We start from the raw sequence: 24,373 nt of genomic DNA on the forward strand, positions 1-24,373 counted from the left end.
GCCTTACGCTGCCGGCGCTTTGGCCTCTTGCAGCAGTTGCTGGATCATCTGCTCCTGGGTGTCGTAGCGACCCTCGCCAAAGTGGGTGTAGCGCACCTGGCCCTTGGCGTCGATCAGGTAGTGGGCGGGCCAATACTGGTTGTCGAAGTTGCGCCAGATTGCGTAGTTGTTGTCGATGGCCACCGGGTAGGTGATGCCGAGTTTTTTCACTTGGTCTTTCACGTTATCGATGATGCGCTCAAAGCCATATTCCGGGGTGTGCACGCCAATCACCACCAGACCGTCCTTCTCGTATTTCTTCGCCCAGTCCTTCACGTACGGCAGGGTGTGCTGGCAGTTGATGCAGTCGTAGGTCCAGAAGTCGATCAGCACCACTTTGCCTTTCAGGGATTCGCTGGTCAGGGCCGGCGAGTTCAGCCATTCCACGGCTCCGTTGAGGGATGGCATGGCGCCTTGGGCGTTGTCCATCGACGTGTCGGCCTTGACCTTGCTGACGAAGTAATCGACCACTTTCGGCACGTTTTCCAATACGCCTTTCTCAATGCTGCTGACGCCTTCGGACGAGGTGCCGGCCAGCAGGGTTTTGTCAGCACCGGTGGAGATCACCGCCGCCGCTGCCAACACCGCAACACCCGCCCCACGGCGCAACCAACCGGTGACCGGGATCGACGCTTTCAAGCGATTGACCAGGCCGCGACCGGCGAAGATCAAAGTGCCCAGGGACAACGCACTGCCCAGGCCGTAAGCCACCAGCAACAGGCTGGTTTGTGCGTTGGCGCCTTGCAGCATGGCGCCGGTGAGAATCACGCCGAGGATCGGCCCGGCGCACGGCGCCCAGAGCAGACCGGTGGCGACGCCAATCATCAGCGAACTGAGCGGGCCGGACATTTTGCGGGTGTTGGGGTCCAGGCGATTGCCCAGCACCACGAACGGACGCGCCAGCCAGCCGCCGATTCGGGCGGAAATCAGCGACAGGGCGAACAGCACCATCACGATCAACGCCACGTGGCGACCGGTGTTGTTGGCCTGCACCACCCATTCGCTGCTGACCACCGCCAGGCTGGAGATCAGGGCGAAGGTCAGGACCATGCCGCCGAGGGTCAGCAGGATCGAAGAGCGAGTGCGCTCGACACCGGCAAACAGGAACGGCACAACCGGGAGGATGCAAGGGCTGAGGACGGTGAGAATGCCGCCGAGGAATGCGATGAGGAACATGGGGGTTACCTTTGAAATCGGATTGGGGGGCACCACACCAGGTCAAGCCGTCTGGCTCTCCAGAACTTGCCCTTGGGGCGTATGGCTGGCACCGTTCTCAGTCACCAATTGCCCCTGGGGCGTGCGGCTGTAGCCGTCCTCGGCGAGGAAACCATTGCCATCCTTCTGCGCCACCGGCGTCAGTTGAAAGCACGTCGTACTGCCACAGCTATTCTGTTCAACCGCCCCATTGGCATGGGCAGCGGCGCCGGCAACGGAGAAGGCAATGGCGGTCAAATAGCGGCTTACGTTGTTCATGATGTTCTTCCTGTTTCAAAGTGGGATTGAGAGAGCGGCTCAGTTACCGTCATGGCAGTCATCGGAAAACTTGCTGTAGTCCAGGGCGTGGGTTTTGCCCTGGGAATCCAGATAGGTGAGCCGGGCATTTACAATCCCGCAGGAAGGTCCGCTGTCCTGGGTCAGCGACACCACTTTCTGGATGTCCAGATGCGTGCCGTAGGTGTAGGTTTGCGGGGTGACATCGGCTTCGGCTCGGGCCGACAAGGTGCAGATGTTCAGGGCGGCAAACAGGCAAGCGGCGTAGATGGCTTTGGTGTTCATGGTGGTTCCCTCAAGGCTTCGATAATTGGTTGGTCCGAGGCGGGTTGGTGTGCCTCGATGGAACCTATTAAAAGCCTGGGAGGTATCCCGTCTGTGTCGGGAAAAGCCTTGAGTAAATCGTTACGTATCAAAGTCGCCGCTTGATACACAGCGATACAAAATCCCTGAAAACTCATGTTTTTGCTTCGGCGTGTATCCGTCCATGCGCCAGATACACTGCAATACAAAGGGCAGCAGGCGAACGGGCCAAGGCTCGATAGACTGCGCGACAATCCACCTATCAGAGGTTTGCGTCAATGGAACATGTCGATCACATTCTCATCGTCGACGACGACCGCGAAATTCGCGAACTGGTAGGCAACTACCTGAAGAAAAACGGCCTGCGCACCACGGTGGTGGCGGATGGGCGGCAGATGCGCGCATTTCTGGAAACCACGCCGGTGGACCTGATCGTGCTCGACATCATGATGCCGGGGGACGATGGCCTGCTGCTGTGCCGCGAGTTGCGCGCCGGCAAACACAAAGCCACGCCGGTGCTGATGCTGACCGCACGCAACGACGAGACCGATCGCATCATCGGCCTGGAAATGGGCGCCGACGATTACCTGGTCAAGCCCTTCGCCGCCCGTGAACTGCTCGCTCGGATCAACGCCGTACTGCGCCGCACCCGCATGCTGCCGCCGAACCTGGTGGTTACCGAAAGCGGTCGCCTGCTGGCGTTCGGGCGCTGGCGCCTGGACACCTCGGCCCGGCACCTGCTCGACACCGACGGCACCATGGTCGCCCTCAGCGGCGCGGAATACCGCTTGCTGCGGGTGTTCCTCGATCATCCACAACGGGTGCTCAACCGCGATCAGTTGCTGAACCTGACCCAGGGCCGCGACGCCGACCTGTTCGACCGCTCCATCGATTTGCTGGTGAGCCGCTTGCGCCAGCGCCTGCTCGACGATGCCCGGGAGCCGGCCTATATCAAGACCGTGCGCAGCGAGGGTTACGTGTTCTCCCTGCCGGTGGAAGTGCTGGGTGCCTCTTCATGAAACTGCATTGGCCGCGCACCCTGGCTTCACGCCTGTCGCTGATTTTTTTGATCGGTTTGATCCTCGCCCAGGCGCTGTCCTTCGGCGCGCAGTATTACGAGCGCTACGAAAGCGCGAAAAACACCATGCTCGGCAATCTGGAAACCGATGTGTCGACGTCCATCGCCATCCTCGACCGCTTGCCCGCTGAAGAACGCCCAGGCTGGCTGCAGCAACTGGAACGGCGCAATTACCGCTATTTGCTGGACGCCGGCTCGCCGGGCACCGCCATGCATGACACGCCCATCGCGGTGACGTCGATCAAGGACGCCATCGGCAAGGATTACCCGATGACCGTGACCGACATCCCCGGCCCGCAGAAGCATTTTCAGGTGCACCTGAAACTGGCGGACGGCAGCCCGGTGACCATCGATGTGCGTCCGGCCATGGTGCCGTTGTCGCCATGGCTGCCTATCGTATTGCTGGGCCAATTGGCGCTGATGCTCGCCTGCACCTGGCTGGCCGTGCGCATCGCCATCCGCCCCCTCACCCGCCTCGCCACGGCGGTGGAAACCCTGGACCCCAACACCCACGCAGTGCACCTGGACGAAAAAGGCCCGACCGAAGTCGCCTACGCCGCCCGGGCGTTCAATGCCATGCAGGCGCGGATTGCGGCTTATTTGAAAGAACGCATGCAACTGTTGGCGGCGATTTCCCACGACCTGCAAACCCCGATCACCCGCATGAAATTGCGCGCCGAATTCATGGACGACTCCAGCGAGAAGGACAAACTGTGGAATGACCTGGGTGAGATGGAACATCTGGTGCGCGAAGGCGTGGCCTATGCCCGCAGCGTTCATGGTGCGACTGAGGAAAGTCGGCGCACGGATCTGGATTCGTTTCTCGACAGCCTGGTGTTCGATTACCAGGACATGGGCAAAGACGTGCAACTGAGCGGCAAAACCGCTGCCGTCATCGACACCCGCCCCCACGCCCTGCGCCGGGTGCTGGTGAACCTGACCGACAACGCCCTGAAATTCGCCGGCGCCGCTGAATTGCAGGTGCAAGCGAAGGCTGATGGCAGCTTGTCAGTGAGCGTCATGGACCGTGGGCCGGGGATTGCCGAGGAAGAACTCAAGCACGTGATGGAACCGTTCTATCGCGTAGAAAACTCCCGCAACCGCAGCACCGGCGGCACCGGATTGGGATTGGCCATCGCACAACAATTGGCCCTGGCGATTGGCGGGTCATTGACCTTGAGCAACCGAGAAGGCGGCGGCCTATGCGCAGAACTCAAGTTGCCAGCAGCCCGATAACCACCACACTCCCCGTAGGAGCGAGGCTTGCCCGCGAAGAGGCCGGCACAGCCAACATCAATGTCCGCTGACACTCCGCCTTCGCGAGCAAGCCCGCTCCCACAGGGATACCGGTCGTTTTTTGGGGGGGGTGCGTTTAAGCCAGGACGCCGAGCACGCCTTCTGAATGCATCTGGCGCAGTAACGCCAGTCCGTTCTCCATAAATTCCTGCGATCCAGCCGCGCCGGCCTCTTGCGACAGGCCTTCCAACTGCGCCCGGCCATCCAGCAGCGCAAACTCTTCAATCCGCTGCAACAACCGCCACGCCAACGGGCTCAGTTCGGAGAATTTCACACTCCAGTCTTCAGTCCGTCGAACCAGCAACAAGGTTGGCTGATCCGGCACAGCCTCAGGCTGGTAATCCGGCCCCAGCAAATGCACCGGCCAGCCGTACGCCAATGGCCAGGCCAGCGGTGAAACCTGTAGCGGCCGCGCCAGCAGCAACGCCGGATCGCTGCTCGGCAACGGTTCGTCATCACTCTGTTGCAACGCCATTTCAACCCACTCGTAATGCGCCAGTTCGACCATGAACGCGGGCCAAATTCCGTCATCCAAGCCCTGGGACCCAGCAGCGAGAAACTCGATAAACTCCTTGGCGATCTCACCGAATTTCGGCGTCTGTGCGCGATTGTCCCGCAGGAAGATCCGCACCAGTGAGCGCCAATCCTCATCCCCCAGAATCTTCACCAGCACCGGGAACGTGCCGCTGAGCAACAACGACAGATTGTTGAACACCAGGTCCCGATAAACCTGCACCCGCCCGGCATCCATCTCGGCCGGCGGTGCGCAGTGTTCGGGGTCGCGCAGATACCGGGTCAGGGCATCCTGCTGTTGATGCAACGAAGGCTTATCCACGGTTTACCTCCACGCTCTGCAAACGGCGAATGGTCTGCAACTCGGCCACCAATTCCGAAAACGCCGGGAAGTTGAAGTCACGCTCCAACAGCGTCGGTTGCGCGCCAAACCGGGCGTAGGCCTCGGCCAGCAACGACCACACCACCGGTTTCACCGAGGCCCCATGGGTGTCGATTTTCAAGGTATCGGACTCATCGAAATGCCCCGCCACATGCATCGCCACCACGCGCCCGGAATCGATACCCGCCAGAAATGCCTGCGGATCAAACCCGTGGTTGATCGAATTCACGTACACATTGTTAACGTCCAGCAACAGGTCGCAATCGGCTTCGCGCAGCACGGCGTTGGTGAAGGTCAGTTCGTCCATGTCCTGCCGGGGCGCGGCGTAGTAGGAGACGTTTTCCACCGCCAGCCGCCGGCCAAGGATGTCCTGGGCCTGACGAATACGCGCGGCCACGTGATGTACCGCTTCTTCGGTGAACGGCAGCGGCAGCAGGTCATAAAGATGCCCGTCATCGCTGCAATAACTCAGGTGCTCGCTGTACAGCGGCACGTTGTAGTGATCGAGAAAAATCCGCACTTCCTGCAAAAACCCGACGTCCAGCGGCGCCGACCCGCCCAGGGACAGGGACAAGCCGTGACAGGACAGCGGATAGCGCTCGGCCAGGTCACGCAGCGCCGCGCCATGGGCGCCGCCAATGCCGATCCAGTTTTCCGGGGCCACTTCCAGAAAGTCGAAACTGCCGGCCGGTGCGACCTGAAGGTCTTTCATTAAACCGCGACGCAGGCCGAGCCCGACGCTGGCCTTGGTGGATAAATCAGAGGTCTGCATGATGTCGATCTCGTCCGGTGGAAAAGAGCGGTAGCGCCTCGCGGCGCCCCGACCAAGCGTCTCAGGACTCGGTGGCGCTGCCGCACTTGCCTTCGCCACACTTGCCTTCCGCGGAGTCCTTGGCCGTGTCGGCAGAGGCCTGGGCCTGGCTGTAACCCGACGCCAGGTCGGTCATGGTCAACGCCGAGGCGGCGGTGGACAGGCCCAGACCGCCCACCAGGGCCAGACCGATGGCCAGGGACGAAACTTTAGTGAAATTGAACATGGGTGAAACTCCTGCGACGGGTAAACGGTGAACCGGTTTCTGGCGTTGAGGGCTCAGCGCCAGCCGGTAGTCAGAGTTAATCGCGGGGGTGTATCGGGACTGTGTTCGGTGGTGGGTGGTGTTGGTGAATTCTGTATCGAGAGGGCGCCTGGATACACTGTGATACCAACGCCGCCCCCTGTAGGAGCGAGGCTTGCCCGCGAAGAGGCCGGCCCAGCCAGCATTGATGTCGGCTGACACTGCGCCTTCGCGGGCAAGCCTCGCTCCTACATGGAATGGTGTCGTCAGGGCATGTAGCTTTCGTCGCCCCGCGCCGCAGTGCACGGCGCCCGAACTAGACTTAACGCACGCAGGACGAGGGTCATCGTCCTGTCCATTCCCACGACCACCGCCCAGGGGTGCATGCCTCGACCCACCCGGCCTCTGGACCGTGATCCTGCCACAGGAGCACACGTGATGGACGAGGCCAGACTCAACGATTTCATGGGCCAACTGGTCAACGACATGGGCGGCGCGGCGATGCTGGCCAATGTCATTCTCGGCGAAGAACTGGGCCTGTACCGGGCCATGGCCGACAGTCAGCCAATCAGCCCCGAAACCCTCGCCGCCAAGACCGGTTGCCACCCTCGCCTGCTGCGCGAATGGCTCAGCGCCCACGCCGCTTCCGGTTACATGGAGCACAAGGACGGCCAGTTCCGCCTGCCCGAAGAACAAGCCCTGGCCTTGGCCATCGAAGACTCACCGGTGTACATCGCCGGTGGTATCGGCGTGGTCGCCTCGTTTTTCCATGACAAGGACAAACTGATCAGCGCCTTCCGCGGCAACGGCGCCCTGCCCTGGGGCGAACACCATCCGTGCATGTTCAGCGGCACGGAACGCTTCTTCCGCCCGGGCTACAGGGCGCACCTGGTGGCCGAATGGTTGCCGGCACTCGAAGGCGTGGTGGCCAAACTGGAGGCCGGCGCCAAAGTCGCGGACATCGGCTGCGGCCACGGCGCCTCGACGGTGATCATGGCCCAGGCGTTCCCGGATTCGCGGTTCGTCGGCTTCGACTACCACGCCCCCTCTGTCACGGTGGCCACGCAACGGGCCGAAGCCGGAGGCGTGTCTGGACGGGCGCGGTTCTTCCAGGGCACGGCAAAAAGCTACCCCGGCACCGACTATGACCTGGTCTGCTATTTCGACTGCCTGCACGACATGGGCGACCCGGTGGGCGCGGCGCGGCACGCCTACGATTCGCTGAAACCGGACGGCACGGTCCTGCTGGTGGAGCCTTACGCCAACGATGCCCTCGACGACAACATCACCCCGGTGGGACGTCTGTTCTACGCGGCCTCGACCTTTATCTGCACGCCCAACTCACTGTCCCAGGAAGTCGGCCTCGGCCTCGGCGCCCAGGCCGGTGAGGCGCGGTTGCGCAAGGTGTTCACCGAGGCCGGGTTCAAGCATTTCCGCCGGGCCACGGAAACGCCGTTCAACCTGATTCTTGAAGCGCGGAAATAATTGTGGGAGCAAGGCTTGCCCGCGATGGCGTTCTTGATATCGCCATCGCGGGCAAGCCTTGCTCCTACAGGGTGATCGGCAAATGCTACTCTGCGAACACTCAAGGCCTTCCCGGAGTGTTGAACATGCTCGACAGCCCCATCCGCGAACAACTCGACCGACTTCAGCAGTTAATGGCCGACCAGCCGTTCGCGGTCCTGACCGGCGCCGGGATCAGCACGCCGTCGGGCATTCCGGACTACCGCGACAACCAGGGCGTACGCCGTGGCCGGCAACCGATGATGTACCAGGAATTCCTCGCCGCCGCCGAATCCCGACGCCGTTACTGGGCGCGGGCGATGCTCGGTTGGCCGCGAGTGCGCCTGGCCAGTCCCAACGCGGCCCATGAAGCGCTGGCCAGTTTGCAGAGTGCACGGCAGATCGGCGGGCTGATCACGCAGAACGTCGACACCCTGCACGACCAGGCCGGCAGCCACGACGTGATCGAACTCCACGGCAGCCTGCACCGGGTGCTGTGCCTGGATTGCGGCCAGCGCAGCGAACGGGACGCGATCCAGCACCTGATGGAAACCCAGAACCCGTACCTGGCCGGCGTGGATGCGATGCAGGCGCCGGATGGCGACACCCTGCTCGACCCGGCGTTCGAAGCACGGTTCCAGGTGCCGCACTGCCCGCACTGCGGCGAAGAACGGATGAAACCGGACGTAGTGTTTTTTGGCGAGAACGTCGCACAGGTGACGGCGGCCAGGGCCATGGCGGCGGTTGAGCAAGCGGCGGGGTTGCTGGTGGTGGGGTCGTCGTTGATGGCGTATTCGGCGTTCAGGTTGTGTCGGGCGGTGGTGGATCAGGGGAAACCGTTGATTGCGATTAATCTGGGCAAGACCCGGGCGGATGACATTTTGCAGATGAAGATCGAGGCGTCTTGCGAACAGCTGTTACCCCTGCTGACACAACGCCTATCCCGATGATTGTTCCCATACCTCGCTTAAGAATGGCGCAGGGGCGTTACATTTGCGATCAATCTGAGCAAGACACCAGCGAATGGAATCATGTGCGTAGATTGAGATCGCCTGCGGACAGATACTCCATCGATGATTTTTTGTCCCTAGCCGCTTCACATCTTTCGTTCGCCCACCAAAAAACGTATTTTGGTTAACATTTTCTTCACTTTCATTGACGAAACCATTAAAACGCTTAACACTCACGCACATTGAGTGCCCTATGGGTGGGTAATGGAGGTAGAAGTGAATATGCAGGTCGAACAAACAGATATTATTGCTTTGATAGAAGCATCACTGGAAGCAAACTATTCTGATGTTCGTGCCATTAGCAACCGCATCGCAAAAAGCATTAGCGTCCAAGATGTTGAGTTCGCAAAAAAAATAAAATCGATTTTGCGACGAAAGGGAGTTCCACTAAGAAGTTCCGGGTACATGGAAAATCTGCCCGTTGATGCCAAGTCTAGAATGGCGCTTGTAGAAGAACATCAGTGGCCAGTCAGTCCTCTTTTTCTAAATAAAGATGCGAAATGCGTTTTTGATACGTTCATCACCGATATCGTAAACATTGATCGCTTGATCAGCCACGGTTTAGCTGGGCGTCTCAACATGCTTTTGTCTGGACCACCAGGCACTGGAAAAACGCTGATTGCGGGACATTTGGCTGCGCAACTAAACAGACCGCTATATGTTGTGCGCTTAGACTCCGTCATTTCTTCAATGCTAGGAGACACCGCCAAAAACCTTCGCCAAATTTTTGAGTACGTACCTACAAAAAATGGAATTTTGTTTCTTGACGAAGTAGATGCTGTAGCAAAACTCAGAGATGACAATCACGAAGTAGGAGAGTTAAAAAGGGTTGTAAACACTCTAATACAAGGATTGGACTCCTTAGATGATCATACTATCGTGATTGCAGCTACTAACCACTCGGGCCTTCTAGACCCCGCAATCTGGCGTAGATTCCCATACAAAATCAAGTTCAACCTTCCTGAACTAGAAATTCGCAGCGAACTTTGGCACCACTTCCTTTTCATGGACAATGGAAATGAACAGACAGCCAAAGTACTTGCTGAACTTTCGGAAGGGTTAAGTGGTGCTGACATTGAGAGTATATCCATAGGCGCACGTCGTAAAAGTATACTTTTGAACTGTGAGATAAATATTGGATCGGTGATTAAGGCAGTAATCTCTAGCTCACCCGGAAACGCTGAACTTCCATCTGGAGCTGAGTTAGACAATGCAGAGAAAAAAGACATAGCCTGCATGCTAAATTCAAAACATGGTGTCAGCAAAGTAGATCTAGCAAAAATACTGGCCGTAAGCCGCCAAACCATAGCGAGCTATTTGAAGGAATAAATCATGCCTAGCGGAAAAGGAAATTCTTTGCTCAATCCCGTCTTATCTTTTTTGAGAGCGCCTTCGCCCTCGGCAGTTACCGGCGGCGGAAAAAGTGCGAAAGGGATAGTAAATTCAAGATTAGCTCAGCAACGCACTTTATTATCTTCAAGCTTCGAAGGTATATTTAATCAGAAGAACAATATCAAGGCACACGCTAGTAAACACACTTAATTGCACGAATGTTTGATGATTCACACGCACCTTCCTGGACACCTAAAGATATATTCAGCAGTGAATTTGGCTGTAGAATTGTTGCGACTGCCTTTGACGGATATCTTATTGAGGCAAACATTGACAGCCTTGAACTCATGGCAAAACACATAAAAACAGCCACTTCTATTGTGGATAAAGTAGATATATCGAGAATACAATCAGTCAAATTATTTGATGCTAGCGAAACACTACGAAATAAAAATATCGACGGCCTTTGGATTGATGACGCCTCAGGAACACCGCACCAATTTGTATTCTGGCTACTCCCATTCACTGATGCAACTGCAAGACAATCTGTTGCTCGCGAAATTCTTGAGCTTTACATTGAGAAAAAAATAATATTTGGCGATGAAAGCTTCGCAAATCCTTTCAATAGAGATCGTCCAACTAGAACAACTCAATCAGGTCATCCTATCGACGGGAGTCTTGTAAGAATTCTTGAGACTTACATTAAAACCGGGACTGCTTCCTTCTCTGCTGAAATCAAAAGCCTAGATGACTTAAAGTATATAGCAGCGTCCGGTTCTGCTTACCGAATCGAACCAGTTTCGCGAATTCTCTCGAATTCAACACCTCCCGGTGATGGTAAGGAACCTACTATTCCGACCAGAGGAATTAGTAATCTACCGGTAGTTGTAATTGTAGATGGCGGCAACTCGGCCAGAAGCTACAAACCCTTAGAAGTATGGTCTGCGCCACCACTGGTTGATGATTTTTCAGCAAACCAAATCCACGGAAACCAGATCACATCGCTAGTATGTCAAGGTCATGCGTGGAATAATAATTTAATTCTTCCTGAACTAGCATGCCGTTTTGTCACAGCTCAAGCGATTACGAAAAGTGGAGTTTCAAAGCAACCGACTCAAGATCAGTTTCTTGACTACCTCCGAGAGGTTGCAAAAGAAACAAAAGATCTATCTAAGGTTTGGAATCTATCTTTCAATGAAATGTTACCATCCTCAAATCCGGATGAGATCAGTTTTCTAGGACACGAAATAAATAAAATATCACGCGAATTCGGCATCTTACCGATCATATCTATAGGAAATAAATCAGGAACCGGTGCCTCGCTGCTCTGCCCTCCAGCCGATTGTGAGGCCGCGATAACAGTAAGCGGTCGAGTAGCAAGCCCTACTGGTGAACCGAGTACAGGATGCCCCGTCAGCTTAAGAGGACCGGCTCCTGGCGGAATGAAAAAACCCGACCTGTCTTGGTTTTCGCACCTCCGAATGATTGGTGGAGTGACAAATACTGGAACGAGCTACAGTGCTGCATTAATGTCCTCACTGGCCTCTCACACATTTCTAAACCTAAAAAGCCCTACTCCAGACTTGGTTAGAGCTCTGCTAATAAACGGCGCAGAAAGAACGATACATAGTAACGATCTAGGCTGGGGAACTCCATGGTCTCCTGACAGTCTTCCTTGGCTTTGTAAAGATGGAACAGTCACTCTAGCGTGGGTATCAAGATTAAAACCTGGGGTAGCGTATTACTGGAATGAAATCCCAGTTCCCGCTGAAATGATCGTAGACGGCAAATTAAAAGGGAAAGCATCCCTAACTGCCATCATCAAACCTGTTGTATCAGAGCTTGGTGGGGCCAACTACTTCTCTACGAGATTACAAGTTGCGCTACAAGCGACTTCAACATCTGGAAAAACAATAAACCTATTAGGCTCTATGAAAGAGTCCAAGGACAAGGAAGTTGACGCACGAAGCGAATTAGCAAAATGGAGCCCGATTCGTCGTCACGCGTCCCCTTTTTCGGGAAAATCAATGGATATGAATTCGTTGCGACTTCATGCCCGAATATACACTCGAGATCTTTACCAATTTCAATTAAACAGCCATCACGATCTCGCAGAACAAGAAGTTGCATTTGTGCTTAGCTTTGAAGGAGCCGTAGAGGGGTCCAGTATATACAACACGATGACAAGCCGCCTCGGGACATCGGTAGAAAGCGCTATTATTGAACAAAGCATCGACGTACATGTAGGGGGAAACAGTTAACAACACAATGAAGATGCAGTAGCAAGGACGCTACTCACCCCCAACCAAAACACACAAAATCTTAGCCCCCAAAAAGTGCAACATGCTTCACAATCAGCATAAAAAATACGTATACATCAACAAAATAAAGACCCTTAAATATTTGTACTATATTAATAGGAGCTAGCGAGTATAGAGACTCTCTCCTTTTAGAATATCAAACAACGCCTGCGCCGCCGCCGACAGTTCATGCCCCGGTTTGGTCAGCACGCCAATCGCCCGCTCCACCACCGGGTCGCGCAAGGTGAGGCAGTGCGCCCCCAGTTCCTGCATCTGCCGCACGCACAGCGCCGGCACCGCGCTCACGCCCAGACCACTGGCGACCATCCGCCCCACCGTCGCCAGTTGATGGCTTTCAAACTCCACCGGCAACTTCATGCCCCGGGCCTGCAGGTGTTCTTCGAGCATCACCCGTACCGTGGACGGTCGTTGCAAGGTGATGAACGGCTCCTTCAACAAGGTCTGCCAATCGATATCGTCCCGTTGCGCCAGCGCTGAATCATGGGGCACCACCGCGACAAACCGGTCGATGTACAACGGCGTAAACTCCAGCGACGTGCTGTGGGCCGGTTCGAACGACACGCCGAGTTCCACTTGTCGGTCGCGGACCATTTCCAGTACCTGCTCGTTGATCACGTCGTTCACCGTGACGTTGACTTTCGGGTAGCGCGCGCGGAAGGTCTTGAGGATGGGCGGCAGCAGGTTGCCGGCAAACGACGGCATCGCCGCAACGGTCACGCGACCACGTTGCAGGGTGAAGCGCTGGCGCAGTTCGTCTTCGGCGTTGTCCCAGTCAGCAATCAGGCGCCGGGCCAGCGGCACCAGGGATTCACCTTCAGGCGTCAGCGCAACGTTGCGCGTGTTGCGGCTGAACAGGCGCCCACCCAGGCCTTCTTCCAGGGCCTTGATGGTCAGGCTCAGCGCCGATTGCGACAGGTGCAACCGCTCGCAGGCCACGGCGAAACTCAGGCTCTGGGCCACGGCCAGGAAGGCGCGGATTTGCTTGACGGTCATCTCGCTTCGCTCCGGTTGCGTAGGAGCTGCCGCAGGCTGCGATCTTTTGATCTTGATTTTCGGCGGTTTGAAGATCACAAAAGATCAAAGTCAAAAGATCGCAGCCTTCGGCAGCTCCTACAGGGGGGTTGATTGGTGAGTTTTATCTATCAATCAACCTTAAAAATCAACTTAACAAATGAATATGCCAGCGCGACACTCCTTCCCACTACGGCTAGCCAGCCGCCCATAAAGAATAAAAGAGGTGCATATGGCAGGTTTCGACAAGCGCGTGAGTTCCTACGAGGAAGCCCTTGCAGGTCTTGAAGACGGCATGACCGTGATCGCCGGCGGCTTTGGCCTGTGCGGCATCCCGGAAAACCTCATCGCCGAGATCAAGCGCAAAGGCACCCGCGACCTCACCGTGGTTTCCAACAATTGCGGCGTCGACGGTTTCGGCCTCGGCGTGCTGTTGGTAGACCGGCAAATTCGCAAAGTGGTGGCCTCCTACGTCGGCGAGAACAAACTGTTCGAAGAGCAACTGCTCAGCGGCGTCATCGAAGTCGACCTGACCCCCCAAGGCACCCTCGCCGAAAAAATGCGCGCAGGGGGTGCCGGCATCCCGGCCTTCTTTACCGCCACCGGCGTTGGCACCCCGGTCGCCGAAGGCAAGGAAGTGCGTGAATTCCACGGTCGCAAGTACCTGATGGAAGAGTCCATCACCGGCGACTTCGCCATCGTCAAAGGCTGGAAAGCCGACCATTTCGGCAACGTCATCTATCGCCACACCGCCCAGAACTTCAACCCGCTGGCCGCCACCGCCGGCAAGATCACCGTGGTCGAAGTCGAAGAAATCGTCGAACCCGGCGAGCTGGACCCGTCGCAGATCCACACCCCTGGCATCTACGTCGACCGGATTATTTGCGGCACGTTCGAGAAGCGCATCGAACAGCGCACCGTGCGTAAGTGATCCCCTGCCCCCGGACCGAATGAAGGAATAACAACAATGGCACTTTCCCGCGAACAAATGGCTCAACGCGTCGCCCGCGAAATGCAGGACGGCTACTACGTGAACCTGGGCATCGGCATCCCGACCCTGGTCGCCAACTACATCCCCGAAGGCATGGAAGTCATGCTGCAGTCGGAAAACGGCCTGCTCGGCATGGGTCCGTTTCCTACGGAAGAAACCATCGATGCCGACATGATCAACGCCGGCAAACAAACCGTGACCGCACGGATCGGCGCGTCGATTTTTTCCTCGGCCGAGTCCTTCGCGATGATCCGTGGTGGCCACGTCGACCTGACCGTTCTCGGCGCCTTTGAAGTGGATGTGCAAGGCAACATCGCTTCGTGGATGATCCCCGGCAAACTGGTCAAGGGCATGGGCGGCGCCATGGACCTGGTGGCCGGCGCAGACAACATCATCGTGATCATGACCCACGCGTCGAAGGACGGTGAGTCCAAGCTGCTGTCCCAATGCAGCCTGCCGCTGACCGGCGCCGGGTGCATCAAGCGTGTGCTGACCGACCTCGCCTATCTGGAAATCCAGGACGGCGCGTTCATTCTCAAAGAACGTGCGCCGGGTGTGAGCGTCGAAGAAATTGTCGCCAAGACCGCCGGTAAACTGATCGTGCCGGATCACGTGCCGGAAATGCAGTTCGCTGCCCAGTGAGGAATCATTCCATGCAAGACGTCGTTATTGTTGCCGCCACCCGTACCGCGATTGGCAGTTTCCAGGGTGCGTTGGCCGGTGTGTCCGCCGTTGACCTGGGCGCTGCGGTGATCCGTCAGTTGCTGGCGCAAACCGGGCTCGACCCGGCGCAGGTCGATGAAGTGATCATGGGCCAGGTACTGACTGCCGGCGCCGGGCAGAACCCTGCGCGCCAGTCGGCAATCAAGGCTGGCCTGCCGTTCACCGTGCCAGCCATGACCCTGAACAAAGTCTGCGGTTCGGGCCTCAAAGCCCTGCACCTGGCGACCCAGGCAATTCGCTGCGGCGATGCCGAGGTGATCATCGCCGGTGGTCAGGAAAACATGAGCCTGTCCAACTACGTGATGCCCGGTGCGCGCACCGGTCTGCGCATGGGTCACGCACAAATCGTCGACACCATGATCAGCGATGGCCTGTGGGATGCGTTCAACGATTACCACATGGGCATCACCGCCGAGAACCTGGCCGAGAAGTACAGCCTGACTCGCGAACAACAGGACGCCTTCGCAGCGGCCTCCCAGCAAAAAGCCACGGCCGCCATCGAAGCCGGGCGTTTTGTCGATGAAATCACGCCGATCCTGATCCCCCAGCGCAAGGGCGATCCATTGTCCTTCGCCACCGACGAACAGCCACGGGCCGGCACCACCGCTGAGTCCCTGGGCAAACTGAAACCGGCCTTCAAGAAGGACGGTTCGGTGACTGCCGGTAACGCTTCGTCGCTGAACGACGGTGCCGCTGCGGTGATCCTGATGAGCGCCGACAAAGCCAAGGCCCTGGGCCTGCCGGTATTGGCCAAAATCGCGGCCTACGCCAACGCAGGCGTGGACCCGGCGATCATGGGCATCGGCCCGGTATCGGCCACTCGCCGCTGCCTGTCCAAGGCTGGCTGGTCCATCGACCAACTGGACCTGATCGAAGCCAACGAAGCCTTCGCCGCGCAATCTCTGGCCGTGGCCAAGGACCTGGAATGGGACCTGGACAAGGTCAACGTCAACGGCGGTGCCATCGCTTTGGGCCACCCGATCGGTGCCTCGGGTTGCCGGGTGCTGGTGACCCTGCTGCATGAAATGATCAAGCGTGACGCCAAAAAAGGCCTCGCCACCCTCTGCATCGGTGGTGGTCAAGGCGTGGCACTGGCGATCGAACGGGCTTAAAGCGTTCAACAGACAGTGCGGGGACCCACGAATATCCGTTCGCTGTCTGGCAACACCCCCGGTGCGATTCACATCGCACCGGGTCATACCCATACGCTCCCCCCGTAGGAGCTGCCGAAGGCTGCGATCTTTTGATCTTGCTTTTTAAGATCAAGATCAAAAGATCGCAGCCTTCGGCAGCTCCTACGCGGGGCGCTGCGGTGTGGCGTTAGCCAAACTTCACCAGGTTCAACGTCGGCAACGGCCCGCCCGGGAACTGCGCCAGCCGCGCTCCGACACTCAGCGCGCCAAGATCAATCCCAAAGAACCCCAACTGCTCGATCAGCTCACTGACCTGCCCTTTCGCCTCAGCATCATCGCCCGAGAGAAACAGCACACGCTTGCCACCCTCCGCCGCCGGATCGCTCTCCAGCAACCGCGCCGCCAGGTGATTGAATGCCTTCACTACCCGCGCCCCTGGCACCCATTCGGCGAACACTTCGCTGGAGGTGCGGCCCTGCAAATCCACCGCTTTGAACGCAGGCGCCTCAATCGAGTTGTTGGCGTCGAGGACGATGCGCCCGGCGAAATCCGGCAGCCCGGCCAGTGCCGTGGGCAATTTCGACCAGTTGACCGCGACCAGCACAATGTCTTGCGCCGCCGCTTCTTCGCGGGTGCCGGCACGGGCGGTCGGCCCGAGTTCCTGCACCAGCGCCGTCAGGGTGTGCGGCCCGCGGCTGTTGGCGATGACCAGTTCAATGCCCTGGCGGGACAAGGCCCGGGCGAAGGCTGAGCCGATGGCGCCGGCGCCGATGATTCCGATAGTGCTCATGGTTATTCACTCCAAGTGGGTTGTCGTTGAGGTGAATACTGCGCTTGCCATTAGCACTTGATTAGCCGGTAATGGCTTGAATGATCTTCAAGCATTGCTATCAGGTGCCTGTCATGGAAACCCTCGCCAACCTCGAATCCTTTGTCCGCAGCGCCGAAACCGGCAGCTTTTCCGCCGCTGCGCGATTACTGGCGCTGACACCGGCGGCGGTCAGTCGCAACGTGGCGATGCTGGAGCGCAATATCGGGGTGCGGTTGTTCCAGCGTTCCACGCGCAAACTGTCCCTGACCGAGGCCGGGGAGCGTTTTCTGGCGAGTATCAGCGGCAATCTTGAGGGCTTGCAGGCAGCGATCAGTGCCGTGAGCAGTGATCGTGGCGAGCCGGCGGGTGTGCTCAAGGTCAGCCTGGCGCCGACCTTTGGCATCGGCCATGTGTTGCCGCTACTGCCGGCGTTCCTGGCGCGCTATCCCTTGATCCGGCCGGAATGGCATTTCGAGAATCGCCAGGTGGACCTGATTGCCGAAGGCTATGACGCGGCCATCGGTGGGGGTTTTGAACTGACACCCGGGGTCATCTCGCGCAAATTGGCGGCGGCGGATATCGTCGCCGTGGCCTCACCGGCCTACCTCGCCGGACGCCCCCTGCCCGTCACCCCGGCGGACTTGCTCAACCACACAGGCATCGTGATGCGCGGCATTCGCACCGGGCGGATTCGTCAGTGGGTGATGCGCGATGCCGGGGGCGTTGAAGCCAGCGCGGTGCTGAGCGAGAACATCATCCTCAACGACCCGGCGGCCATGCGCGAAGCGGCGCTGCTGGGGCTCGGCGTGACGCTGCTGGTGTTGCCCGATGTGGTCACGCAAATCCAGCGCGGTGAACTGGTGCGCCTGCTGCCGGACTGGCACGCGGACGCGGGGCCGATCTCGCTGTACTACCCGAGCCGCACCTTGATGCCAGCCAAGACCCGGGTGTTTATCGACTTTGTGATGGCGGCGTTTGGCGGGTGACGCGCTCGTTCCCACGCTCCGCGTGGGAATGCCTCAAGGGACGCTCCGCGTTCCAAGGGGACGCAGAGCGTCCCGGGCTGCATTCCCACGCGGAGCGTGGGAACGATCAGCCTCCCAGCTCAAACCACCAACTGCAAAATCAACCACGCATTCGCCGCGCTGATCACCCCGAACAATCCCCACGCCAACACCCGCGTCGGCAAGCGGTTCACAAACGGCCCCATCAATTTGGAGTCGTTGGTCATGCTGATCAACGGGTACAACGCAAACGGCAGTTGCAGGCTCAGCACCACCTGACTCAGCACCAACAACTTGCCAATCGCGTTGTCGCCCATCAGCCACACGCCGATGAACGCCGGGATCAACGCCAGCCCACGGGTGATCAAACGCCGTTGATAGCAAGGAATCCGCAGGTTCAGGTAGCCCTCCATGATCACTTGGCCGGCGATGGTCCCGGTAAAGGTCGAGCTCTGCCCCGACGCCAGCAACGCGACGCCGAACAGCACGCTGGCCAAGGCCCCGCCCACCAGTGGATCGAGCAGGTGATAGGCGTCCTGGATGTCCACCACATCGCTGTGCCCGGTGGTGTGGAACGCGGCCGCCGCCAGGATCAGGATCGCGGCGTTGACCAGCAACGCCAGGGCCAGGGAACCAATGGTGTCGATGCGCGCCAGTTTCACCGCGTCCTGCTTGCTCGCCAGGTCCTTGCCGATCATGCGGGTTTGTACGATTGAGGTGTGCAGGTACAAGTTATGCGGCATCACCGTGGCGCCGAGAATGCCGATGGCGATGTACAGCGGCGCGGCATCGCCGATGGCCGCCAGTGACGGCGTGAAGCCCCGGGCGACGTCCGGCCAGTAGGGTTTGATCAGCAGCAATTCGACGAAGAAGCACGCACCGATGGTCGCGACCAGCACCAACATGATCGCTTCCAGGCGGCGGAAGCCACGGTTCTGCAAGGCCAGCACCAGCAACGTGTCAAACGCGGTCAGGGCGATGCCGACAGTCAGCGAACAACCGAGCAGCAAATGGAACGCCAGGGCGCAGCCGAGCACTTCGGCAAGATCCGTAGCGATGATCGAGATTTCCGCCAGTACCCATTGGGTGCGCGCGGTGCGGGTGCTGTAGCGCTCCCGGGACAGTTGCGCCAGGTCGCGCCCGGTGGCGATGCCCAGCCGCGAACACAGACACTGCACCACCATCCCCGCCAGGCTCGCCAGCAACACGATAAACAGCAAGCTGTAGCCAAACCGCGAACCGGCCTCGATGGCCGTGGCCCAGTTGCCGGGGTCCATGTAGCCGATCGACACCAGCAAACCGGGGCCGGCAAATCGCAGCAGGCGCTTGAAGAACGACGCACTCGGGTCGACGGCAACGCTGCCGGCGACTTCAGGTGGGCAAAACGGCGCGGTGGCGATTTTGGGCAAAAAACTGAATTTCACGCAAACATCCAGAAACAATTGGAAAGGCGCAGCTTAGACGGTTCGCACCTCTACAGGCTACCTGTCAACCGACGCAGGAACTGCCAGGCAGCGCCTACGACGCACCGTGCCGGCGGAAGAATAACGTCACCTGACCCAGTTCGAAGCCGAACTTGGTCATCGCCGAGCGGTTGGCCATGGTGTTTTCATCGAGCAGGTACATCCAGTCATCGAAGTGCACCTGGTAGACCTTGCCGTCCACCGGCAGGCTCAGAATGTAGCGCCAGTGCAACGCGTTTCCGGCCACTTCACCGCTGGACTCGCCAACTACATCGCCGGCCGTACCGCGCCAACGGCCGGGACCGTCCGGGTGCAGGGTCCAGGTTCGAGTCTGTTTCGTGCCGTCGCTGTAGGTAAAGTCCTCGTGCATGATCAGATTTGGCCCGTCCATGCGGCTGTCAATCAGCACATGAAAGCGCTTGACCACCTCGCCCGAACGCTTCTGGAACATTCCCCAACCATCTACCCGGCCGACAAAGAATCCCGGCAAATCAAGCTTGGGATTTTGCTCGCTGTAGCGCTGCACATCCACGCCGCTGCAACCGGCCAGGCAAACGAACAACACCAGCAACACCTTCTTCAACATAACGATGCCCTCAAGGCTTGGCTGTATCCAGTAATTGCTGGCGCAGTTCGGGGTTACGGGTGCGCGGATCGAGCCAAATGTCGAAAAAGGCGCGGGCGAATTGCGGGTCCTTCACTTCGTGTTGCAGTTGCTGGCCGACAAAGAATCGCGCGCCCTGCCCCGGCAAATACACCCCGGTGATGCGGGTGCCCGCCTGGACATCAACGAACGACTGTTGCATTTGCGTCTGCCAGCCGGCCAGTTGCCCGGCGCTGACCGAGGTGCCGGACAAGCGCTTGATCTCATCGACGCTGGCCTTCACCAGATCGTCTCGGGAAATGCTGCGCTGGTAGATCAGTTCCAGGGCAAACGGCTGGTCCGCCGCGAACGGCCGCGCCGCGCTCCAGAGCCGGGCGTTGTAGACATCGAAGCCAAACACCCGAAACTCGCCGGCACCCACGATCTGCGCACCGGGCAGCGCATCCTGCCAATTGGCCAGCGCGTGGCTGCCGAGCAAAGCGAGCAGCCCGAGGCCGAGACGAAAACGTGAATGTGATCTGTTCATGGCGGCTCGAGTGGCACTGAAGACCTCTTTAAAACTTATACGCAAAAGGCTTTCTTGTACAATTTTTGAAGGCGAATGTTTTGTATACAAAACCCGAGCATTCCTAGAGCAATCCATCGCTCGCAATGCTAACGTGGCCGCCTCACACAGGTCGGAGGTGCGTGCGTGTTGATGCTTAAGTTGCTGGTGATTCCCGGATTCCTGCTGCTGATTTCCCTGGCGGGCAAGCGTTGGGGGCCGAGCGTGGCGGGTTGGCTGTCGGGGTTGCCGGTGGTGGTCGGGCCGATTCTGTTTTTCCTCGCCATCGAGCAAGGCCAGGTGTTCGCCGCCCAGGCTGCGACTGCCGCGCTCTCGGCCATGTTCGCGATGATCGCTTTCTGCGTCACTTACGCCCAAGTCGCGCAACGAGCCGGTTGGCCATGGGCGCTCGCGATTTCCTTGCTGGTGTGGGCGACGACGGCCGTTGTGCTTTCGCTGATTCCGCCATCCCTGACGTTCTCGGTGATCGCCGCCGCTACCGCACTGCTGGCCGCGCCTTATCTGTTTCCGTCGGTGCAGCCCAGCGTGTCCGGCCCCAGGCCCAAGTCCGACAAACTGCTGCTGCGCATGGTCGCCGGCGCGCTGCTGACCTTGGCCGTGACGCTGCTGGCCAGCACCGTGGGCGAACGCTGGAGCGGCTTGCTCGCCGTGTTCCCGGTGCTGGGCAGCGTGATGGCGGTGTTCTCCCAGCAAACCCGTGGCCCGGCGTTCACCGCCGCGTTGCTGCGCGCCACCGCCACCGGGATGTATTCGTTCGCGGCGTTCTGCCTGGTACTGGCGCTGACCTTGCCCAGCCTCGGTCTGACGGCGTTTGCCCTCGGTGTGGCCGTGTCCGTGGGCATGCTCGGCGTGACCCGGCGTTTGCTAAGAAACCCGGCGTAGTCTGTTCCCGCAGAACCCAGCCAACTGACACCCCCCATGACCCTGTGGGAGCGGGCTTGCTCGCGAAAGCGGTGTATCCGTCAACGATGATGTTGACTGACACGGCCTCTTCGCGAGCAAGCCCGCTCCCACAGGTTTTTGCGTTTAACCGGACAGGCTGCGGAATTCGGGCTGGAGTGACCCGCAACCTCCATGGGATGATCGCCCCATAGCGCGACCATCCCCGGAGAGTTTCAATGTCATTGTTCAGTAAAAAAGCCGTTATCCTGTTGCTGACGGCGGTTGCCAGCCTGGGGGCGTTGAATGCTTATGCCGCCAAAGCCAAGCCCGGCGACGCCGCGCCGATCAAGGTTTCGATGCTCAGCGGCAAGTTCACCTTCACCCTGCCCAAAGGTTTCGTCGCCAACCCGCTGCCACCAGGCGCAACCGGGGCGACGGGCACCATGTACGCCAATGAAACCACCAAGACCGTGGTCATCGCCGCTGAAAACAACCTGGCGCCAGGTGTCACGGTCAAAGACAACGACGGCGAATTCCTCGACAGCACCGCCGCCGACTTCGACGTGGCCGAACACAAGAACCTGCCGGACTTCACCAAAATCAGCGAAAAAAGCCTGACCATGAAAGGCACCGGTCTGGGCCTGCGCCAGGTGGACAGCACTGCCACCCAGGGTGGCGGCAAAACCCTCAACACCACGCTGATGGCCGGCTCCGGCAATCGCATGGCGGTGATTCAGGTCATCTCGCGCCCATCCGATAACGTTAACCACGACGCGCTGGTCAAACAGATCACCGGCAAGTAACCCCCGGACGATTCAGGGGTTGAGACGCAGCAACCAGGCGTTCAAGTCCTGAATCTCGGCGGCGCTGATGCTGTGGCCCAGGCCTTCGTAGGTATGGAATTCAGGCTTGAGTGACAGTTTCTGCAACAGGCTGTTGGCCGCCGTGCCGTCGACCACTGGCAAGCGTTTATCCACGGTGCCATGACCGATGAAAATCGCCAGTGACTGGCGTTTTTCATCCGGTTTCAGCTCGGCTTTGAGCACCGGCAGAATCCGTCCGCTCAACGCGGCAATCCCACCCAAGGCCTCGGGATGACGCAAGCCTACCTCGTAGGACATGATCGCGCCCTGGCTGAACCCCACCAGGAATACCTTGTTGGCCTCGGTGTGATATTTCTTCGTCGCCTGGGCGATGAAATCCAGCAACACCTTGCCGCTGGTCTTCAGGTCATCGGTCTCACCGTTATAAGCACCGTCGCCCTTCTTGCGAAACCACTGGTAACTGTCCGCATCCAGCGCCACCGGCGCCTGCACCGACAGGTAGTTGTATTGCGCGGGCAGTTCGTCCTTGATCCCGAACAAGTCCCGCTCGTTACTGCCGTAGCCGTGGAGGAAAATCACCAACGGCTGATCAGTCGAATCCGGGTTGGCCTGTTCCAGATATTTGAGCGGCAGATCGGTGTGCAGCGGGGTTTGCGCGTGGGCCGTGGCGGATGCCAGGAGCATGAACAGAGCGAGAAACTTCAGCATAAACCTTCCTTCGTGGGGCGCAGGATTCGGGGGATACCCTAACACTGCGGGCATCGATGGTGTGGCTGATGCCGCCTTCGCGAGCAAGCCCGCTCCCACATGGGAACGCATTTCAATGTGGGAGCGGGCTTGCCCGCGAAGAGGCCATCACAACCAACGAATAATCTGGATCAATCGTTGGTCAACTTCCCAACCCGAAACGGCACCCGCCCCGCCACTTTCGCCTGCCACGTCCCCGGCTGGGTATAGCGCCCACGATCAATCGCAAACAACACGCCACTGGTGCCGGCGCGCACGGTGGTGACCCGGTCGCTCAACGGATCGACCACTTCAAACAACCCATCCCCTTGCTCCACCCACTCGCCGGCCTCGCGCAGGAAGCTGACCACGCCGTGGTGCGGGGCGAACAGGTATTCGGTGCCTTCGAACGGCAGGCCTTCGCAGCACTCGTTCGGCGCCGCCGGCCAGGTGCCGCTGATGAAACCCTGTTCGGCGAGGAAGCCCAGGATCGCCTCGCAATTGGCCTGGGCCTGATCGACCCGGGTATCGCCCATGCTGCCCAGTTCCACGGTGGTGGCCAGGTTGGCCAGGGGAATCGCCGCCTCGGGGAAGGCCCGGGCCAGGCGCAACCACGGCGTGGAACAGGATTCGTCGAATGAACTGCCGCCGGAGTCTTCGCACAACAACGCCACGCCGGCCTTCAAGCGTGCCGCCAGGGACTGCCACCGGGGCCAGTGCTGCGGCAAGGCATACACATGAATCGCCGCGTCGAAGTCGCAATGCAGATCCAGGGTGATGTCGGCGTCGCAAGCGTGGCGCAATAGCAAACGGTGCATGGCTTCCAGTTGTGACGCCGGCGCCGGCAGACCATCGAGCACCTGGCCCATGGTCTGGCGGATCAGCGCGATGTTGGCCTCGGCATCAGCGCCCAGTTGCGCGCCGATCAACGCGGCCACCGGCGCACTGAGTTCGACGAACGCACGGTTGAAATTCTTGCCGCTGCCCAGTTCGAAACGGCCCATGTGCGCGCCTTGCAAATGCTGATCGAGACCGATGGGGTTAGCCACCGGCACCAGTTCGATCACACCTTGCAACTGGCCCTGGGTTTCGAGTTCGGCCAGGCGTTGTTTCAGCTCCCAGGCCGTGCGCATGCCCGGCAGTTCATCGGCGTGCAGGCTGGCCTGGATGTAAACCTTGCGCGGGCCGGCGCCATAACGAAATACGCTGAGGCTGCGCTCGGTGCCCAGGTGGCTCCAGGGCAGAGGGTGGTCGATGCGTTGCATGGGAACTCCTGAATATCAGGGTAGTGAGGTCCCCTGTGGGAGCGAGCT

General features: G+C 59.1%; 26 protein-coding genes. 13 read left to right on the plus strand and 13 right to left on the minus strand.

Going from position 1 to position 24,373, the window contains the following annotated elements:
• Positions 1-3: 3 nt before the first annotated feature.
• The 3 genes from BK665_RS28110 to BK665_RS28120 are packed head-to-tail and all read right to left on the minus strand — an operon-like array spanning position 4 to position 1,815.
• The gene (locus tag BK665_RS28110) at positions 4-1,215 is read right to left on the minus strand and encodes a cytochrome c biogenesis protein DipZ (RefSeq protein WP_123409777.1); all 1,212 of its coding nucleotides are present in this window, start codon (positions 1,213-1,215) and stop codon (positions 4-6) included.
• A 42-nt stretch (positions 1,216-1,257) separates the two neighbouring features.
• The gene (locus BK665_RS28115) at positions 1,258-1,512 is read right to left on the minus strand and encodes a hypothetical protein (RefSeq protein WP_123409778.1); all 255 of its coding nucleotides are present in this window, start codon (positions 1,510-1,512) and stop codon (positions 1,258-1,260) included.
• Between the two features lie 39 nt (positions 1,513-1,551).
• Positions 1,552-1,815 carry a DUF2790 domain-containing protein gene (locus BK665_RS28120; protein ID WP_123409779.1) on the minus strand — a complete coding sequence of 88 codons (264 nt, stop codon included), beginning with the start codon at positions 1,813-1,815 and terminating at the stop codon, positions 1,552-1,554.
• A gap of 296 nt (positions 1,816-2,111) precedes the next feature.
• Between BK665_RS28120 and BK665_RS28125 the strand changes: the two genes are divergently transcribed.
• Both BK665_RS28125 and BK665_RS28130 read left to right on the plus strand, forming a co-directional pair.
• Positions 2,112-2,852, plus strand: a complete 741-nt coding sequence (locus tag BK665_RS28125; RefSeq protein ID WP_123409780.1) for a response regulator — start codon at positions 2,112-2,114, stop codon at positions 2,850-2,852.
• Entirely contained in the window at positions 2,849-4,147 is a 1,299-nt protein-coding gene (locus BK665_RS28130) for an ATP-binding protein (protein ID WP_123409781.1), read from the plus strand. The genes BK665_RS28125 and BK665_RS28130 overlap by 4 nt, the downstream gene beginning before the upstream one ends.
• A gap of 136 nt (positions 4,148-4,283) precedes the next feature.
• Here BK665_RS28130 and BK665_RS28135 read toward each other — a convergent pair whose 3' ends face one another.
• From BK665_RS28135 to BK665_RS28145, 3 genes are all read right to left on the minus strand, one after another.
• Positions 4,284-5,042: an HvfC family RiPP maturation protein gene (locus BK665_RS28135; protein WP_123409782.1), complete on the minus strand. Its 759-nt coding sequence runs from the start codon at positions 5,040-5,042 to the stop codon at positions 4,284-4,286.
• Positions 5,035-5,874: an HvfB family MNIO-type RiPP peptide maturase gene (locus BK665_RS28140; protein WP_123409783.1), complete on the minus strand. Its 840-nt coding sequence runs from the start codon at positions 5,872-5,874 to the stop codon at positions 5,035-5,037. The genes BK665_RS28135 and BK665_RS28140 overlap by 8 nt, the downstream gene beginning before the upstream one ends.
• A 61-nt stretch (positions 5,875-5,935) precedes the next feature.
• Entirely contained in the window at positions 5,936-6,139 is a 204-nt protein-coding gene (locus BK665_RS28145) for an HvfA family oxazolone/thioamide-modified RiPP metallophore (RefSeq protein ID WP_123409784.1), read from the minus strand.
• A 456-nt stretch (positions 6,140-6,595) separates the two neighbouring features.
• Between BK665_RS28145 and BK665_RS28150 the strand changes: the two genes are divergently transcribed.
• The 5 genes from BK665_RS28150 to BK665_RS28165 all read left to right on the plus strand — a co-directional run bounded on the left by BK665_RS28150 (position 6,596) and on the right by BK665_RS28165 (position 12,263).
• On the plus strand, positions 6,596-7,642 hold the full coding sequence (locus BK665_RS28150) for a class I SAM-dependent methyltransferase (protein ID WP_123409785.1): 1,047 nt from the start codon (positions 6,596-6,598) through the stop codon (positions 7,640-7,642).
• Positions 7,643-7,767: 125 nt separating this feature from the next.
• Positions 7,768-8,610: an NAD-dependent protein deacetylase gene (locus BK665_RS28155; RefSeq protein WP_123409786.1), complete on the plus strand. Its 843-nt coding sequence runs from the start codon at positions 7,768-7,770 to the stop codon at positions 8,608-8,610.
• 282 nt (positions 8,611-8,892) lie between these two features.
• On the plus strand, positions 8,893-9,999 hold the full coding sequence (locus tag BK665_RS28160) for an AAA family ATPase (RefSeq protein WP_123409841.1): 1,107 nt from the start codon (positions 8,893-8,895) through the stop codon (positions 9,997-9,999).
• 3 nt (positions 10,000-10,002) lie between these two features.
• The gene (locus BK665_RS34650; RefSeq protein ID WP_221179276.1) at positions 10,003-10,212 is read left to right on the plus strand and encodes a hypothetical protein; all 210 of its coding nucleotides are present in this window, start codon (positions 10,003-10,005) and stop codon (positions 10,210-10,212) included.
• A gap of 8 nt (positions 10,213-10,220) precedes the next feature.
• On the plus strand, positions 10,221-12,263 hold the full coding sequence (locus tag BK665_RS28165; RefSeq protein ID WP_221179277.1) for a S8 family serine peptidase: 2,043 nt from the start codon (positions 10,221-10,223) through the stop codon (positions 12,261-12,263).
• Between the two features lie 162 nt (positions 12,264-12,425).
• On the opposite strand, the gene BK665_RS28170 is transcribed toward BK665_RS28165, so the two are convergent.
• A complete protein-coding gene (locus BK665_RS28170) occupies positions 12,426-13,316 on the minus strand; it encodes a LysR family transcriptional regulator (protein WP_123409787.1) in 891 nt (296 codons plus the stop codon).
• Between the two features lie 250 nt (positions 13,317-13,566).
• Between BK665_RS28170 and BK665_RS28180 the strand changes: the two genes are divergently transcribed.
• The 3 genes from BK665_RS28180 to BK665_RS28190 are packed head-to-tail and all read left to right on the plus strand — an operon-like array spanning position 13,567 to position 16,160.
• On the plus strand, positions 13,567-14,265 hold the full coding sequence (locus BK665_RS28180) for a CoA transferase subunit A (RefSeq protein ID WP_123409789.1): 699 nt from the start codon (positions 13,567-13,569) through the stop codon (positions 14,263-14,265).
• Between the two features lie 36 nt (positions 14,266-14,301).
• Positions 14,302-14,967: a CoA transferase subunit B gene (locus BK665_RS28185; protein WP_123409790.1), complete on the plus strand. Its 666-nt coding sequence runs from the start codon at positions 14,302-14,304 to the stop codon at positions 14,965-14,967.
• An 11-nt stretch (positions 14,968-14,978) separates the two neighbouring features.
• Positions 14,979-16,160 carry an acetyl-CoA C-acetyltransferase gene (locus tag BK665_RS28190; protein WP_123409791.1) on the plus strand — a complete coding sequence of 394 codons (1,182 nt, stop codon included), beginning with the start codon at positions 14,979-14,981 and terminating at the stop codon, positions 16,158-16,160.
• A 208-nt stretch (positions 16,161-16,368) separates the two neighbouring features.
• Here the strand turns inward: BK665_RS28190 and BK665_RS28195 are convergent, their stop codons facing one another.
• Positions 16,369-16,971, minus strand: coding sequence for an NADPH-dependent F420 reductase (locus BK665_RS28195; RefSeq protein WP_123409792.1), 603 nt, complete (start codon positions 16,969-16,971; stop codon positions 16,369-16,371).
• A gap of 113 nt (positions 16,972-17,084) precedes the next feature.
• Here BK665_RS28195 and BK665_RS28200 point away from each other — a divergent pair, with 113 nt between their 5' ends.
• Positions 17,085-17,978 carry a LysR family transcriptional regulator gene (locus tag BK665_RS28200; RefSeq protein WP_123409793.1) on the plus strand — a complete coding sequence of 298 codons (894 nt, stop codon included), beginning with the start codon at positions 17,085-17,087 and terminating at the stop codon, positions 17,976-17,978.
• A gap of 119 nt (positions 17,979-18,097) precedes the next feature.
• Here BK665_RS28200 and BK665_RS28205 read toward each other — a convergent pair whose 3' ends face one another.
• From BK665_RS28205 to BK665_RS28215, 3 genes are all read right to left on the minus strand, one after another.
• A complete protein-coding gene (locus BK665_RS28205; RefSeq protein ID WP_123409794.1) occupies positions 18,098-19,420 on the minus strand; it encodes an Nramp family divalent metal transporter in 1,323 nt (440 codons plus the stop codon).
• A 94-nt stretch (positions 19,421-19,514) separates the two neighbouring features.
• A complete protein-coding gene (locus BK665_RS28210) occupies positions 19,515-20,045 on the minus strand; it encodes a DUF3833 domain-containing protein (RefSeq protein WP_123409795.1) in 531 nt (176 codons plus the stop codon).
• Between the two features lie 10 nt (positions 20,046-20,055).
• Entirely contained in the window at positions 20,056-20,589 is a 534-nt protein-coding gene (locus BK665_RS28215; RefSeq protein WP_123409796.1) for a chalcone isomerase family protein, read from the minus strand.
• 165 nt (positions 20,590-20,754) lie between these two features.
• On the opposite strand from BK665_RS28215, the gene BK665_RS28220 reads away from it, so the two are divergent.
• Positions 20,755-21,510 carry a hypothetical protein gene (locus tag BK665_RS28220; protein WP_123409797.1) on the plus strand — a complete coding sequence of 252 codons (756 nt, stop codon included), beginning with the start codon at positions 20,755-20,757 and terminating at the stop codon, positions 21,508-21,510.
• Positions 21,511-21,746: 236 nt separating this feature from the next.
• A complete protein-coding gene (locus BK665_RS28230) occupies positions 21,747-22,313 on the plus strand; it encodes a DcrB/PsbP domain-containing protein (protein ID WP_123409798.1) in 567 nt (188 codons plus the stop codon).
• 12 nt (positions 22,314-22,325) lie between these two features.
• Here the strand turns inward: BK665_RS28230 and BK665_RS28235 are convergent, their stop codons facing one another.
• Both BK665_RS28235 and BK665_RS28240 read right to left on the minus strand, forming a co-directional pair.
• Entirely contained in the window at positions 22,326-23,042 is a 717-nt protein-coding gene (locus tag BK665_RS28235) for an alpha/beta hydrolase (RefSeq protein WP_123409799.1), read from the minus strand.
• A 170-nt stretch (positions 23,043-23,212) separates the two neighbouring features.
• Positions 23,213-24,325 carry a succinylglutamate desuccinylase/aspartoacylase family protein gene (locus BK665_RS28240; protein WP_123409800.1) on the minus strand — a complete coding sequence of 371 codons (1,113 nt, stop codon included), beginning with the start codon at positions 24,323-24,325 and terminating at the stop codon, positions 23,213-23,215.
• Positions 24,326-24,373: the final 48 nt, after the last annotated feature.

It is taken from the genome of Pseudomonas frederiksbergensis (genome assembly GCF_003732665.1).
GTDB classification, from domain to species: Bacteria; Pseudomonadota; Gammaproteobacteria; order Pseudomonadales; family Pseudomonadaceae; genus Aquipseudomonas; species Aquipseudomonas frederiksbergensis_G.

Bases quoted from the DNA above. Each gene is read 5' to 3' on its own strand.
- BK665_RS28110 (WP_123409777.1), bottom strand. From the start codon at position 1,215: ATGTTCCTCATCGCATTCCTCGGCGGCATTCTCACCGTCCTCAGCCCT.
- BK665_RS28115 (WP_123409778.1), bottom strand. From the start codon at position 1,512: ATGAACAACGTAAGCCGCTATTTGACCGCCATTGCCTTCTCCGTTGCC.
- BK665_RS28120 (WP_123409779.1), bottom strand. From the start codon at position 1,815: ATGAACACCAAAGCCATCTACGCCGCTTGCCTGTTTGCCGCCCTGAAC.
- BK665_RS28125 (WP_123409780.1), top strand. From the start codon at position 2,112: ATGGAACATGTCGATCACATTCTCATCGTCGACGACGACCGCGAAATT.
- BK665_RS28130 (WP_123409781.1), top strand. From the start codon at position 2,849: ATGAAACTGCATTGGCCGCGCACCCTGGCTTCACGCCTGTCGCTGATT.
- BK665_RS28140 (WP_123409783.1), bottom strand. From the start codon at position 5,874: ATGCAGACCTCTGATTTATCCACCAAGGCCAGCGTCGGGCTCGGCCTG.
- BK665_RS28145 (WP_123409784.1), bottom strand. From the start codon at position 6,139: ATGTTCAATTTCACTAAAGTTTCGTCCCTGGCCATCGGTCTGGCCCTG.
- BK665_RS28150 (WP_123409785.1), top strand. From the start codon at position 6,596: ATGGACGAGGCCAGACTCAACGATTTCATGGGCCAACTGGTCAACGAC.
- BK665_RS28155 (WP_123409786.1), top strand. From the start codon at position 7,768: ATGCTCGACAGCCCCATCCGCGAACAACTCGACCGACTTCAGCAGTTA.
- BK665_RS28160 (WP_123409841.1), top strand. From the start codon at position 8,893: ATGCAGGTCGAACAAACAGATATTATTGCTTTGATAGAAGCATCACTG.
- BK665_RS34650 (WP_221179276.1), top strand. From the start codon at position 10,003: ATGCCTAGCGGAAAAGGAAATTCTTTGCTCAATCCCGTCTTATCTTTT.
- BK665_RS28165 (WP_221179277.1), top strand. From the start codon at position 10,221: ATGTTTGATGATTCACACGCACCTTCCTGGACACCTAAAGATATATTC.
- BK665_RS28170 (WP_123409787.1), bottom strand. From the start codon at position 13,316: ATGACCGTCAAGCAAATCCGCGCCTTCCTGGCCGTGGCCCAGAGCCTG.
- BK665_RS28180 (WP_123409789.1), top strand. From the start codon at position 13,567: ATGGCAGGTTTCGACAAGCGCGTGAGTTCCTACGAGGAAGCCCTTGCA.
- BK665_RS28185 (WP_123409790.1), top strand. From the start codon at position 14,302: ATGGCACTTTCCCGCGAACAAATGGCTCAACGCGTCGCCCGCGAAATG.
- BK665_RS28190 (WP_123409791.1), top strand. From the start codon at position 14,979: ATGCAAGACGTCGTTATTGTTGCCGCCACCCGTACCGCGATTGGCAGT.
- BK665_RS28195 (WP_123409792.1), bottom strand. From the start codon at position 16,971: ATGAGCACTATCGGAATCATCGGCGCCGGCGCCATCGGCTCAGCCTTC.
- BK665_RS28200 (WP_123409793.1), top strand. From the start codon at position 17,085: ATGGAAACCCTCGCCAACCTCGAATCCTTTGTCCGCAGCGCCGAAACC.
- BK665_RS28210 (WP_123409795.1), bottom strand. From the start codon at position 20,045: ATGTTGAAGAAGGTGTTGCTGGTGTTGTTCGTTTGCCTGGCCGGTTGC.
- BK665_RS28215 (WP_123409796.1), bottom strand. From the start codon at position 20,589: ATGAACAGATCACATTCACGTTTTCGTCTCGGCCTCGGGCTGCTCGCT.
- BK665_RS28230 (WP_123409798.1), top strand. From the start codon at position 21,747: ATGTCATTGTTCAGTAAAAAAGCCGTTATCCTGTTGCTGACGGCGGTT.
- BK665_RS28235 (WP_123409799.1), bottom strand. From the start codon at position 23,042: ATGCTGAAGTTTCTCGCTCTGTTCATGCTCCTGGCATCCGCCACGGCC.
- BK665_RS28240 (WP_123409800.1), bottom strand. From the start codon at position 24,325: ATGCAACGCATCGACCACCCTCTGCCCTGGAGCCACCTGGGCACCGAG.